This window comes from Corynebacterium dentalis (assembly GCF_900232865.1).
In the GTDB taxonomy this organism is placed as follows: domain Bacteria; phylum Actinomycetota; class Actinomycetes; order Mycobacteriales; family Mycobacteriaceae; genus Corynebacterium; species Corynebacterium dentalis.
This window is the reverse complement of sequence record NZ_OCTS01000004.1, coordinates 292,313-304,779: the sequence shown is the minus strand read 5'-3', so window position 1 is coordinate 304,779 and position 12,467 is coordinate 292,313. Positions and strand designations below refer to the sequence as shown.

Sequence of the window (12,467 nt, the reverse complement as noted above, 5' to 3'; positions counted from 1 at the left end):
CCGAGAACGCGTTCGCCGACGCCGACCGGTCCGTCGACTACGCCCGCCTGCCGCGGGTGACGTTCACCGGGCCCGCGATCGGCGCGGTCGGGATGACCGAGAAGGACGTCCTCGCCGCGGGGATCCGCTGCGACTGCCGCGTCCTGCCCCTGCACCACGTGCCCCGCGCCTTGGTGAACCGCGACACCCGCGGGTTCATCAAGATCGTCGTGAACGCCGAGACGAACGAGATCCTCGGCCTGACCGCCGTCGCCAAGGACGCCGGGGAGCTCGCCGCCGCAGGCGTCCACGTGCTCGGCAGGACCGTCGCCGAGGTCGCCGACGCCTGGGCCCCCTACCTGACCATGGCCGAGGGCATCCGGATCGCCGCGAAGGCCTTCACCACCGACCCGTCGCTGCTGTCGTGCTGCGCATGAACGGCAACGCAGGCAATCGGGGAGATCTCATCCTGAAGAGGTGCAGACGATGAGCGCCCCTCCCCCTTGGTGGCTCCTGTCGGTTTTGAGATAAAGATGATTCGATAGGGCACAGATAACCGGCAGCCGCTGGTTGAGTTGAAGATTCCGGCTAGGTAAGGATTAGCCGCGGGACTTTTCCGCTTCCTCACATGCGTCTGGGAGGAACGCTTACGCGACGAGGGGATTCCGCGATAGACATCAGGATCCGCGGGGATCGTTTTTGAATACTGCCGGCAGCGGATCGGTGGAGGTGTACCACTCATGAACTGGCGGCGCCACACTGCCAAGTATCCTAAGCAGGTCATTGGTGCTGTTGCAAAGTTGGGGGAGAGCAGCGAAGACTCAGTTTCTCATTCCCTGATGGCCGCTGCGTGTGGGCGTTCTCAGGCCGTCTCGAAGACCCGGTTGACGATCACCGCGTCCGGGTTCGGTTGCCCGTAGGCAAACATCGCGCCCTGGCCTTTCCGTAATGAGTGCATCGCCTCCATCCCTTTCAACGTCCGATATGCAGATGTCCGGTTCTTAAACGCGCCTTTCGGCCCGAAGATCCGCTTCAGCCGACCATGGTCGCCTTCCAGGATGTTGTTGAGGTATTTCACCTGCCGGTGTTCCACTGTTGGCGGGCAGATTCCCTCTGACTTCAACTCGGCGATTGCTCTGGCTAGGGAGGGTGCTTTATCGGTGTTGATCACTCTGGGATACCCGGCTGACGCATTGGATCTGAGGGCCTTGGCCAGGAAACGCTTCGCTGCGGCCACGTTCCGCTTCGGAGAGAGATAAAAGTCCAGGGTCTAGCCACCGGCGGTGATCGCCCGATAGAGGTAGCACCACCTGCCGCCGACCCGGATATAGGTCTCATCCACCCGCCAGGAACTGGCCTGCCAGCCAGGTACCTGCCGGTACCACCGTGTTTGCTTGTCCAGCTCAGGGGCGTATTTCTGGACCCAGCGGTAGATCGTGGTGTGATCGACCGGCACGCCCCGCTGAAGTCATCATTTCCTCCAGATCGCGGTAGCTCACCCCGTAGCGGCAGTACCACCGCACTGCCCACAGAATGATGTCACGGGGGAAATGACGACCGGAGAAGATACCCATGGCTGTGACTATTTCACGTCGCTCTTCCTACTCCCCCAACTTTGCAACAGCACCGTCTAGAACGACGCCACCAGGACCGGTCATGGCTGCGTCGTGAACCATGACGTTGCCCGTAATCAACAACCTGGAACCACCCTGCGACCAGGTTCGATACAACGTGACCAGGCGTGAATCAGGTAGTTGCCCAGTGCCTGACATGTGCTCCTCCATCGCTGCTTTCGCAATGCGATTCGGTAGAACTTGGCCGTTGGGGAGGGTGAGTGTGGTGAAGAGGTTTTCGGACGTTACTTGGGCAACCCCGCAGCCTTCAGAGCAGCAGCGATGAGTGCCGGCTGGCCGAACAGGCGGGCCAGTCGCTTGCCGTCAGTGTCTAAACCAAAGCCATCCTTGCGCTCGGCGTACTGGCCGATGTTACCTGGGAAAATAGCTGCATAGAAGGCTGCGAGAGCTACGCCGACTGGGCGTCGCTGTTCAGGTAGTGCGGCAAGGGCAACACCCAGCGCAATCTCTGCCACGCCAGAGCCCAACACCACGATGTCCTCATCCAACGGCATCCAGTCCGGCACCTGCGCCTGGAACTCCTGGCGGTTCGTCGTCAAGTGCGAAATTCCTGCATACGTCATGATTCCGCCCAGTGCATATCGCGCGACGTTTTCACCTGTGGTGGGTTTAGGTGCCTTACCCAGGTACCGTTTCTGCGCCTTCTTCAAACGTGTACTAACTGACGAGCTAGACATAACAGAGGTCTCCTTCTAGTTGCTTGAAACTTTCAACCATCCTGACTGTACGACTATTCCTTGGCGGTTGGCGCACTTGTCGGTGTGTAGTGACTATTGCGAACTTGATCGCCAACATTGCCAGGACCATGACACCGATAATTCCTATGAATGGTCCCCACAAGATGCTTGAAACCCAACCTGGATAGAGGACATCGCCACGTAGCACATGATTGGTGCTGAGCACTCCGAACAACACAATTGCCAAGGTGAGCAAGCCTGACGTCGACGAGACCACAACGGCTTCCCAAACCAACAACGCATACCGTTGTGCAACCGACCCACCTGATCGCCGGAGCACAATACTGTCGCTCCGCAATCTCGGCGCCAAGACGCACAACGATCCCAGCGCCGCGATGAGCGGTGGCGCAAAAACAGGGGTCAAGAACAGAAACAACATTGCCGTGCTGTCAACGCTGACACCGTCGAATTCCTTCATCATCAGGTTGATCGGTGGCGATGGCTGCGGGCAGGTCTTGCCCAATTGCTCGAAGTCGCTGGGCATGAGGTCACTCAGTCTTCCACGCCTACCGAGCTCATCGACGTTTTCATCATCGACGGGGACAGCCGTGCCATGCGGACCTGTAACCGAATAGCTATTTCACAAAGCTCCACGCTTTATTCAGACGAAGCCACATCGATGCAATTAGATGCGCCCTAATCTCACAATGAATCCACAATCCGCGAAATCTTGTGAATAAACGCCTACCTACAAATCCTCACGCAGCCAACCCCAACCGCTAAATAAATAGCAGTAGAGACAGTGCCATCACAGCCATGCCCGCGATCAGCCCATAGATTGCAGCATGGTGCTTGCCCGTAGAAATAGCCGCGGGCAGCAGCTCATCCAGGCTGATGAAGACCATGATTCCCGCCACCACTGGAAAAATAATCCCCAGAGCCAGCGGCCCCATTAGTGGCATCAGCAGCAGGAAGCCCACCAGCGCGCCCAGAGGCTCGGCCAGCCCGGATAGTGTCGCCCACCAGAAAGCCTTGCGCCGATCACCCGTGGCTTCGCGCACTGGCACACCGATCGCAATGCCTTCCGGAATGTTGTGGATCGCAATCGCCACCGCCACCGGAAGCGCAATAGTCAGATCCTCCAACCCAGAGACAAACGTCGCAAAACCCTCCGGGAAATTGTGAATACTGATGGCCATCGCAGTCATCACACCGGTTTTCATCATCGCGGATCCCCGCGCACCGCTCTTCTTCCCCGCAGCACCCTCCGGCTCGTGCGGATTGACCTCCTCGGGCACTAACCGGTCAATCACACCGATCACCGCAATGCCCACGAAGAAAGCCCCCACTGCCAGCCAGTTTGCAGGGCGCTCCCCCATGTCCTGCCGCAAGTGGTCAATGCCCTGTGGCAGCAGCTCCATCATCGAAACATAGAGCATCACGCCCGCAGAAAAACCCAGCGAGGTCGCGAGGAAGCGTGTGGTCGTCGAGCGCTGAAGCACAGAAATCAGCCCGCCGATGCCCGTGGCCAAACCGGCAAACAGCGTCAGTCCAAAAGCCAGCGCGAAACTGCTCGCATCAATGCCCGCGGCAAAGCCCATGGAATGCTCCCCTTGAATAAAGCAACAGAAATACTCGTCATCAGCACAGTACCGAACCCGCAGCTAGGCTGAACAACACACTTCACGCACCACCGTTTCCAACCTCGCGAAAGGGCAACTCCATGTCCCATTCCGATCGCCACATCGTCGATGCCGCCGTCCAGCAACTCGTGGACATCTACGAGCGCTCCTGCAGCGTCGCCAGAACTGCCCTCGAGACCGGCAATTATGCCGCATATGATGCCGTTCGCTACCCCAAACTCATCGTTGACGTGCAGAAATGGCAGCCCATCGATCGTTCGGAGCCTTTCGGATACGTGAACGAAGGTGGCACTTATTCCGCCGTCATCTCCCACCCCAGCATCATCCGCAGCTATCTCACGGAACAGCTCACCCGCCTGACCTCGAACTATAAGTGCGAGGTGACGGTGTTGGCGTCGGATAAAAAAATCCCGCCGGAGTACATCGACGGCATTGAAGGAATCAACGAAGCCCGGCGCGCCGGCGACGTCAGCGACATCATCCCGCGGCCCTCCCTCGACGATGTTGATGACGCGATCATCGACGGCCACTGGGACGTTTTCCACGCCGCCGAAAAGCCGCTGTTCCACTTCGGTCCCGAGCGTTTCGACATCGCCTGCCAGCGCATTCGTCACTACACCGGCATCAGCGCCGCCAGCGTGCAGAAGTTCATCCTGTTCACCAACTATGCGATGCACACCAGCGAATTCGTGAATTTCAGCGTGCAGCAGATCGCCCGCGAGGGGTCCCGGTATACGTCGTTGCACATGCCGGATGGTCGGAAAATCACCAGGTCGCAGGCCCTAAAGATTGTTGCCGACGACGCCACACTCAACCTCGAATCCGAATTCCAAATGCCGCGCTACGACCTGGTGGCCGATGATGGCAGCGGCATCACCATGATCAACATTGGCGTGGGCCCAGCGAACGCGAAGACCATCACGGATTCGCTGGCGGCGCTGCGGCCGGAGGCGTGGATCATGATTGGCCACTGCGCGGGCCTGGACGCGCGCATGCGGATCGGCGATCTGATTCTGGGCAATGCCTACCAGCGTCACGATCACATCTTGGAACGCTACATTCCCTCGGCCGTCCCGATCCCCGCGGTGCCGGAGGTTCAGCGTGCGCTGGAGGCGAGTGTGGATGAGATTTATGGCGATGACCAGCAGCTCATGCGTACCGGCACGGTGATTTCCACCGACGATAGGAACTGGGAATGGCACACGCAGAAGGATCTGTGGAAGTGGCTGCGCGGATCCACGGCGGTGGCGGTGGACATGGAAAGCTGCACGTTGGCTGCCAATGGTTACCGGTACCGCGTGCCCTATGGAACGTTGCTGAGTGTCTCTGACCTGCCACTTCACGCCGTGCCGAAGCTGCCCGCTGGGGCGCAGGCGTTCTACTCGAACTCCAAACAGGCGCACGTGATGTGTGCGGTGCGGGCGATGGAGACGCTGGCCGAGGCGCCGGAGCGGCTGCGGACGCGCAAGCTACGCCGCGCGATTGGCGAGGTGCCGTTCCGGTAGGACGCCGCCGCGCAGATCTAGTTGGAAAGCCTGCCGGCGCGGAAGACCCAGAAGTTATGCAGCAGGAAATTCAGCACCGTCGCCACGGCTTGGGAGACAAACCAGGCCCAAAAGCGATAATGCGGGAGGGAATCGAGTTGGCGTCGTAAAAGAAAACCGACCAACACCGCAGCGTCGAGGCAGACAAGGCACACCACGGCGGTGCGGCGCTTCTCCCTAGAGGGTCGATGGCGGCTGGCGGAGCAATCCATCACGCCGGTGGACAAGCCTGGCGTCGTGCATCTGAACTACACGGCCGCGCGCGTGCAACTGGTGGAATCGGGCAGAGGAACGGTGACCGTCACCCATCCGGACGGCAAGCGCGAGGTGCACCACGTTTCTTCCGACGGCACGCTCGACCTCGTCCGCGCTTCCAAGTCGCGCTCTGAGGTTATCGATATCGAGGTCTCTAAAGGGCTCACGATCTACTCGTTGACCTTTGGATAGAGCGCCTCACTGGCCAGGGATCACCCCATGGCTAAGGGTAGAAAACAACCCGCTGGCGGGGCATGGAATAAAGTGGATCCGTCTACAAAAACATCGAAAAGTTAGCCGCTGAATGAACCAACTCCGCCGCATCACTGTCACATCTCGCGATGCCTCTGACCCGCATGGCAGCAGCCCTCAAAGCATCTCGCGGGATCGCCGCAACGCTGTGGCTTTCCGCTGGGTAGCCGCGCTGCTGGCGCTGGTGGCAGTGACGTGGTCGCTGTTCACATCCACCGGGATCCGTTATCGCCTGGATACGGACGTCTACCGCCTGGGCGCACAGCGACTTTTGGACGGCCAGGACCTGTACTCCGGATCCTTCCTCATCAGCGATGACATTTTCCTGCCCTTCACTTACCCGCCGATCTCCGCGCTGGCGTTCGTCCCGTTGACTATTTTCACTGCTCACGGGGCATCGTTGGTCTTTGGAATCGTCAACATCGGTGCAATCGCTGGCATCGTCTGGCTGCTGCTTACTCATCTCGGTCACCTGCCCGCCACGACTGTCCGTTGGCTCGTGGTCTTCCTCACGGGCGCGCTGATTTTCTTCGGGCCTGTGGCTTCCACGTTGAACTATGGCCAGGTCAACCTGATTTTGGTGTTGATGATTGTGTTGGATGCGACCGTGGTGCCGCCTCGTTTCCGCGGCATCCTCACCGGCCTGGCCACCGCGTTCAAGCTCACTCCAGCGGTGTTTGGCTTGTGGTTCTTGCTCCGCAAGGACGTCCCCTCGATCCTTCGCATGGGCGTATCTGCCCTGGTCGCCACCGGTATTGGGTTCCTCTTTCTGCCCGACGCCTCTATGCGCTACTGGTTTGGCACTCTCCAGAAGACCGATCGCATTGGTGGGCTGGGGTATTCCTCTAACCAGTCGTTCAATGGCGAGCTGTGGCGCCTCGGCGTGCGCACTGCAGACGCCGGCACCGCCTGGTGGCTACTTTTGGTGGGCATCGCGCTGGTGGCCACCGTCGCGGTGATGATCCGCCTTTTCCGCAGGGGCTTGCCGGTGCTGGCTTTGTGCGTCAACGCGTTCTTCGGACTGCTGGCCAGCCCAGTTTCTTGGGATCACCACTTTGTGTGGGTGGCGGTGTTCGTGGTGGTACTGGGAATTTATTGGTATGATCCAGCTTCCCGGCCGGGGGGTGTGTGGACTCCTGCGCAGCTAAAGCTGCTGGCTGGCCTCGCGATCAGCGGGATTGTGTGTTGCGCTGTGTCCCCCCGAACAGTCGCGCCCTCCAGCGGAAATGTGGAACAGGAGTGGAATATTTTCTGGCACGTGCTGGGCAATGCCTACATGTGGTGGATGATTGCCGCGTTCGTTGTGCTGTGGTTGGTGGCCTCACCTCGGCATGTTCGTGCCGAGGCTGCCCCAGCTCGCTCTGCTTAAGAGGACTGGTTGTAGCGGCGGATAGCCAGTGGGCAGAAGATCACCACGAATACGATGATCCCGCCAAACACCGCGATCAGCGGGTTCTGCATCGGCCAGGAATCAGGCACGGGTGCATCACCCAGGTTGCCGAACAGCTGACGCGTGGCCTGCACCAGCGAAGACACAGGGTTCCATTCCGCGAAGACCTGCAGCACCTTGGGCATGCTGTCGCTGGGCACGAAGGCGTTGGAGAGGAACGTCAATGGGAACAGAACCATGAATGTCGCGGAGTTCATCGCCTCCACGGACTTCACCATCAGTCCCAGCCACACCAGGACCCAAGAGAAGGACCAGCTGAAGATCAGTAGCAGGCCGTAGCCCGCGAGGAATCCCCCGATGCCAGAATCCGGGCGCCATCCCACGGCCAGTCCGGTCAGCACCATGACCAGCAGCGATACGGCGTTGAGCAGCAGGTCCGTGAAGGTGCGGGCAAACACCACAGCGGAGTTGCTCATGGGCAGCGTGCGGAAGCGGTCGATCAGGCCGTCCTTCTTGTCCTGCACCATGAACATGCCACTGAAGGTCGCGCCGAAGATGGCCGTCTGCGCGAAAATGCCCGCCATCAGGAAGTTCGTGTAATCCGTACCCGGCACGTTGATGGCACCGCCGAATACCTGGCTGAACAGCACCACGAACATGATGGGCTGCAGCACTGCAAACACGATGACATCGGGGGTCCGCTTAGCGCGGATGATGTTGCGCGTGGTGACCGCGCGCACGTCATTTAGCCATTGACTCATTGTCCTTCACCGGCCTTTCCACCCGTGAGCTGCAGGAACACGTCATCCAGGCTGGGGCGTGCCAAGCCTGCATCGTGTACTGCGATGTCGTTGTCTTTTACTCCTGCCAGCAGCAGTTGCAGCGCCGAGGTGCCGTCGTGCACCTGCGCGGCCACGGTACGGTCCTGTACGGAAACTGCGTCCTCGCTGTTGGCCACGCCAGCTACCAGACGTCGGGCAATCTCCACATCGTCGTTGTCCACAACGGTGACGTACACGCGCTGCCCACCCACGCGAGTCTTCAGCTCGTCGGCGGTGCCTTCTGCGATGACCTTTCCGTGGTCCACCACGCTAATCTCATCGGCCAGCGCATCGGCTTCCTCGAGGTACTGGGTGGTCAGCAGCAAGGTGGTGCCGCGGCTGACTCGATCGCGAATCACGTCCCACAAAGCCAAGCGGGCGGCCGGATCTAGGCCGGTGGTTGGCTCATCTAGGAAGAGGATCTTCGGGTCATTGACCAGCGACGCAGCCAGGTCAGCACGCCGGCGCATGCCACCAGAGAAACCCTTGATTGGCCGGTTCGCGGCCTTTTCCAAGGTGAAAATCTCCAGCAGCTCGTCCGCCCGCGCCTTGGCGCGCTTGTCCCCGAGGTGGAACAAGCGGCCGATGAGAATCAGGTTCTCGCGGGCGGTGAGCTCCTCGTCGATCGTGGCGTACTGCCCCGACGCGCCGATGATCTTGCGCACGTCATCCGGCTGCTTCATCACGTCTAGACCCGCAACGGTGGCCTGCCCCGAGGTGGGCTTGATGAGGGTGGTCAGCACCTTCACTGTGGTAGTTTTTCCCGCACCGTTGGGGCCGAGTAGTCCACGAACGGTGCCTTCTTCGACGCTAAGGTTCAGACCGTCTAGCGCTCTGACCTCGCCTTTCTTAGCTGAATATATCTTTCGTACATCGCGAAGCTCAATGAGAGACATGCCAATCAATTTACCGCAGCCCAAGACACCGCCGCCTGCTCACAGATTCCGTTCCGCGGTCGCTGCCTCATTTTTACCCGTCTTTTCCAAGAATTTCGCCGGTCATACCGCATAAATCTCAGAGGATTACTGCCTGAAAACTCCACTGAAAATGGGGATAGGATCACCACTCATTCTCAGCTTTATCTCAGGTTCGCGGGTTGAAATAATCTTTATCAATCCCCTTCCCTACCGTCTCGCGCCATGTTGAGTACATAGGTCATCCTCCGCACGAAGCCAGGCCGGATTGTAAACCCTCTCTTTGGATTTTCTAGAAAAGATTTTCATCATGAACCACACCATGCAGCCCTTTGTCGCCGTTGAACAGATTATGGGCCTTCCGTTTTCCCTGCACATCCGCCCCGCTCGTCGAGCAACCTCCAATTACGGCCTGATTAGTGAAAAGAATTGGCGGGCCGGTCTCGAGCAGCGTCTCGTGGATGCCTCCGAGTCCGTGTGGAGCACTCTTCGGGAGTTCGACGCCATCTTCTCCCGATGGAAACAAGATTCAGACATTAACCGCTTAGCCCGCCGCGAGGACATGTCCCAGCTGGATTCTCGTGTCGCTACCTGTTTTGAGCTGGCACAACAGGCCAAGGAGGTGACCCGGGGATACTTCGAAGCGTTTGTGACTGAAGGGTCGGATCTGGTCTTTGATCCCACGGGCTTGGTCAAGGGCTTGGCCATGGAGGTGGCCAGCGAGCACCTTAAACCACTGGAGGCTGACGGGTTGACTTGGTGCCTGAACGGTGGCGGCGATGTGTTGGTGGGCGGAGCGAATGAACACTGGCCGTGGACCGTAGGTATCGAAAGCGCCGAGGATCCGAATTCCCTGGTAGGGACGGTCACGCTATACGAGGGCGCGGTGGCTACCTCGGGCACCTACGCGCGGGGCAACCACCTGTACCGGCCAACGCCTGTGGACTCCCACACCTATGACTTCGGAGATCTCAGCGATGCAGCCCAGCAGGAGGTTAGCCAGCACGAAGGGGCAATCTCCGTGTTCGGCCCGTCGATTACCTGGGCTGACATTTGGGCGACGGCTCTGTTCGTGGGCGAGCAAGATCTGGCTCAGTCCATGCTGGAGTGGGACATGGGCTACGGCGTGGTCTGCGATCAGCGTGAGAACGTCGCTGCCCGTGGCGATGCTGTACTCGACGAAGCAGGGCGTGGCGGAGCGACGCTGAGACTGCGGACGTAGAGACTGTGGTGGCTTAGAGCCACCCATTATCTTCGGCGGCCCGCACGGCAGCGTGACGATTGCCTGTCCCCGTCTTTGGAATCAGGGATAACATGTGATTTCTCACTGTTCCTGAAGATAAGTGCAGTTCATTTGCTATTTCGCTGATGTTCCCACCATGTCGTGCCACCTGACACACCTCGGTTTCTCGCTCGGTCAAAGGATTGGCTGGGGTGAACAATGAATCCTCAGCGAGCGTGGGATCCACCACTCTCAGTCCGGACGCCACCCGTCTAATAGCTTCGGCCAGCTGCGCCGGCGGGGTGTCTTTGACGATGAACCCGCTGGCACCTTCCTGCAGGGCTCTGCGCACATAACCGGGCCTGCCAAATGTGGTGACAATCAACGAGCGCACCCGCGGGGCACGCTTCTTCAGCACGTCGCTGGAAGCCGCGGAGACCACCCTTGCACTGATCTGCAGTAACGATAACGCGGCATGAGCTCGCTTCAGCGTGCCGAACAGTATTCGTCACGGCCTCCCGCAATACCCAAGAATATAGCTGCGCATTCACGCCGCTGATGTGCTGGGCAGAGTCTGGGTTGGGCAGGTCCGCTTGTATCCCAGCGGTTTCCATCGCCCGCTGAGCTGCAGAAACCTCTCCAGCAAAGTCTGGCCGTTCGATACGAGTAACTGTGGAGCGCACCTTTGCCAAGGCGGTGCGGAAAAGATGCACGATCTCTTCCAACTCTGCGCGAGCCACTTTAGGGTCGTTATCCACGACCGCCCGCGCTAGCTCTGCCTTGAGGTTAATCACGGTCAGCGAGTGTCCCAGGAGATCTTGAACGTCTCGCGCTAATCGTTCACGCTCCTGGAGAACGAAGAGGTTCTGTTCGTCGCGCTTTCGGTCATCACCAAAATCAACTGCCAAGGCTAAAGGCACGATCACGGCAGAGGAACTGGCCACCAGCAGCATGTAGGTGGCAAAGAGTGGATCATCCTGAAACTCCAGAAAGATGACCAGCAGAGACACCGCCGCGACGGGGAACATTGCGCGGAACAAGATGACCACGCATTACCTAGTCAGCAATTGGGAACCAGTCATCGGGGTTAGCGCCAGCTGCCTCCCCCATCCTGTGGTCTGCTCCACCACAGTGGTTCCCACCGTGGATACCGCTGCGGTAATGCCGCCGTAGACGGCCATGCCCACCATCGCGTAAGCAGTGACGTTGCCGTGCTTCATCATCTCCGCCCCCCAAATCCTGTAGCGACCCGAACAAGAGAAAGAACAGGAGGGGCGAAAACATAGAAAACACGAGGTTGGAGATATTAGGCAGATGTCTTTTCAGGTTCAGCACCGTGAACGTGAGGCGGTCACCATCTTGAACTACTTCGGTGACCCCAGCAGGCAGGTCTTCCCCGCTTGCCCACGTGCTCATCTGGCGTTCGGGTCCATGCCAGCGGTGGGTTCGTCCAGAATCAGCAGGTCAGGTGAGCCGAGGATCGCCAGCGCCTGACGGACTCGCTGCTTCTCGCCGCCCGAACAACGCTTGACGGCCTGCTTGGCGAGATGCGTAAGGTTGGTTTCCGTTGTCACTTCGTCCACATCGCGGGGCTTGGGGAAGGTGGGGGCGATCATGCGGATCGTATCCTTGACGGAAAGGTCCGGTAGCAGCCCACCAGTGTGCAGAACCACGCTGACCTTGCATTTCGCGACTGCTTCGCGGGGCTTGGGCCGAAGAGAACCTCTTGGTTGCCGTATCTACTGTGCATGCAGCTGGATTCGTGCTTTACAGCTTCGCCCGGCGCACGCGGTGTGGCGGACGTAATCCGTCACGACTTGAGCATGACGTTTGTCATGGGTGTGGTGGCTGCTTCCCCGAAGCCATTTCTCCACCCCGCTGCCTTGCGGGGCCAAGTGAAAAAGTGGCGAGGAACTTTTTCTGTTCCTCGCCACTTTGATGCTGTGGAGCATAGGAGAATCGAACTCCTGACCTCCTGCTTGCAAAGCAGGTGCTCTACCAATTGAGCTAATGCCCCGAATCTTCATTCGAAGTGTTCGAATGGTGGGCCTAACAGGACTTGAACCTGTGACCTCTTCGTTATCAGCGAAGCGCTCTAACCGCCTGAGCTATAGGCCCTTCGAACAAGAAAGTACT

At 59.2% G+C, this 12,467-nt stretch carries 16 protein-coding genes, 2 tRNA genes and 1 pseudogene; 5 read left to right on the top strand and 14 right to left on the bottom strand.

Going from position 1 to position 12,467, the window contains the following annotated elements; all coding sequences use genetic code 11:
* Positions 1-416: oxidoreductase dimerization domain-containing protein (locus tag CS919_RS05965; RefSeq protein ID WP_503089921.1), on the top strand; the 416-nt coding region annotated here is incomplete at its 5' end.
* 425 nt (positions 417-841) lie between these two features.
* Here CS919_RS05965 and CS919_RS05960 read toward each other — a convergent pair.
* From CS919_RS05960 to zupT, 5 genes and pseudogenes are all read right to left on the bottom strand, one after another.
* Positions 842-1,553: pseudogene (locus CS919_RS05960) on the bottom strand (IS6 family transposase).
* 27 nt (positions 1,554-1,580) lie between these two features.
* Positions 1,581-1,751 carry a hypothetical protein gene (locus tag CS919_RS05955; RefSeq protein WP_306345843.1) on the bottom strand — a complete coding sequence of 57 codons (171 nt, stop codon included), beginning with the start codon at positions 1,749-1,751 and terminating at the stop codon, positions 1,581-1,583.
* Between the two features lie 86 nt (positions 1,752-1,837).
* On the bottom strand, positions 1,838-2,176 hold the full coding sequence (locus CS919_RS05950; protein WP_234990848.1) for a DoxX family protein: 339 nt from the start codon (positions 2,174-2,176) through the stop codon (positions 1,838-1,840).
* A gap of 106 nt (positions 2,177-2,282) precedes the next feature.
* Positions 2,283-2,834, bottom strand: a complete 552-nt coding sequence (locus CS919_RS05945; protein WP_099298562.1) for a hypothetical protein — start codon at positions 2,832-2,834, stop codon at positions 2,283-2,285.
* A gap of 235 nt (positions 2,835-3,069) precedes the next feature.
* The gene (zupT, locus tag CS919_RS05940; RefSeq protein ID WP_099298592.1) at positions 3,070-3,873 is read right to left on the bottom strand and encodes a zinc transporter ZupT; all 804 of its coding nucleotides are present in this window, start codon (positions 3,871-3,873) and stop codon (positions 3,070-3,072) included.
* Positions 3,874-4,013: 140 nt separating this feature from the next.
* Between zupT and amn the strand changes: the two genes are divergently transcribed.
* Positions 4,014-5,438, top strand: a complete 1,425-nt coding sequence (amn, locus tag CS919_RS05935) for an AMP nucleosidase (RefSeq protein WP_099298561.1) — start codon at positions 4,014-4,016, stop codon at positions 5,436-5,438.
* Positions 5,439-5,455: 17 nt separating this feature from the next.
* On the opposite strand, the gene CS919_RS05930 is transcribed toward amn, so the two are convergent.
* Positions 5,456-5,704 carry a GtrA family protein gene (locus CS919_RS05930; protein ID WP_234990839.1) on the bottom strand — a complete coding sequence of 83 codons (249 nt, stop codon included), beginning with the start codon at positions 5,702-5,704 and terminating at the stop codon, positions 5,456-5,458.
* Here CS919_RS05930 and CS919_RS05925 point away from each other — a divergent pair.
* Together CS919_RS05925 and CS919_RS05920 are read left to right on the top strand one after the other, a co-directional pair.
* Positions 5,640-5,924, top strand: coding sequence for a hypothetical protein (locus tag CS919_RS05925; protein ID WP_099298559.1), 285 nt, complete (start codon positions 5,640-5,642; stop codon positions 5,922-5,924). The two genes, CS919_RS05930 and CS919_RS05925, sit on opposite strands and share 65 nt — an antisense overlap.
* A 112-nt stretch (positions 5,925-6,036) precedes the next feature.
* Positions 6,037-7,353 carry a glycosyltransferase 87 family protein gene (locus tag CS919_RS05920; RefSeq protein ID WP_099298558.1) on the top strand — a complete coding sequence of 439 codons (1,317 nt, stop codon included), beginning with the start codon at positions 6,037-6,039 and terminating at the stop codon, positions 7,351-7,353.
* On the opposite strand, the gene CS919_RS05915 is transcribed toward CS919_RS05920, so the two are convergent.
* Both CS919_RS05915 and CS919_RS05910 read right to left on the bottom strand, forming a co-directional pair.
* Positions 7,350-8,135 carry an ABC transporter permease gene (locus CS919_RS05915; RefSeq protein WP_099298557.1) on the bottom strand — a complete coding sequence of 262 codons (786 nt, stop codon included), beginning with the start codon at positions 8,133-8,135 and terminating at the stop codon, positions 7,350-7,352. The genes CS919_RS05920 and CS919_RS05915 overlap by 4 nt on opposite strands.
* Positions 8,132-9,091, bottom strand: a complete 960-nt coding sequence (locus CS919_RS05910; RefSeq protein ID WP_099298556.1) for an ATP-binding cassette domain-containing protein — start codon at positions 9,089-9,091, stop codon at positions 8,132-8,134. Before CS919_RS05910 ends, CS919_RS05915 begins: the two co-directional genes overlap by 4 nt.
* 328 nt (positions 9,092-9,419) lie before the next feature.
* On the opposite strand from CS919_RS05910, the gene CS919_RS05905 reads away from it, so the two are divergent.
* Complete coding sequence (locus tag CS919_RS05905; RefSeq protein WP_099298555.1) at positions 9,420-10,331, top strand: FAD:protein FMN transferase; 912 nt, start codon at positions 9,420-9,422, stop codon at positions 10,329-10,331.
* Between the two features lie 13 nt (positions 10,332-10,344).
* Here the strand turns inward: CS919_RS05905 and CS919_RS11035 are convergent, their stop codons facing one another.
* The 6 genes from CS919_RS11035 to CS919_RS05880 form a co-directional block, all read right to left on the bottom strand.
* Positions 10,345-10,578: a response regulator transcription factor gene (locus CS919_RS11035; RefSeq protein WP_370737753.1), complete on the bottom strand. Its 234-nt coding sequence runs from the start codon at positions 10,576-10,578 to the stop codon at positions 10,345-10,347.
* A 25-nt stretch (positions 10,579-10,603) separates the two neighbouring features.
* Positions 10,604-11,380, bottom strand: a complete 777-nt coding sequence (locus CS919_RS11030) for a sensor histidine kinase (protein WP_099298553.1) — start codon at positions 11,378-11,380, stop codon at positions 10,604-10,606.
* Positions 11,381-11,383: 3 nt separating this feature from the next.
* Positions 11,384-11,554, bottom strand: coding sequence for a hypothetical protein (locus CS919_RS10720; RefSeq protein WP_159460960.1), 171 nt, complete (start codon positions 11,552-11,554; stop codon positions 11,384-11,386).
* Positions 11,555-11,743: 189 nt separating this feature from the next.
* Positions 11,744-12,070, bottom strand: a complete 327-nt coding sequence (locus tag CS919_RS05890; protein WP_099298552.1) for an ATP-binding cassette domain-containing protein — start codon at positions 12,068-12,070, stop codon at positions 11,744-11,746.
* Between the two features lie 205 nt (positions 12,071-12,275).
* Positions 12,276-12,348, bottom strand: a tRNA-Ala gene (locus CS919_RS05885).
* 24 nt (positions 12,349-12,372) lie between these two features.
* Positions 12,373-12,449: transfer RNA gene (locus CS919_RS05880), tRNA-Ile, on the bottom strand.
* Positions 12,450-12,467 lie beyond the last annotated feature (18 nt).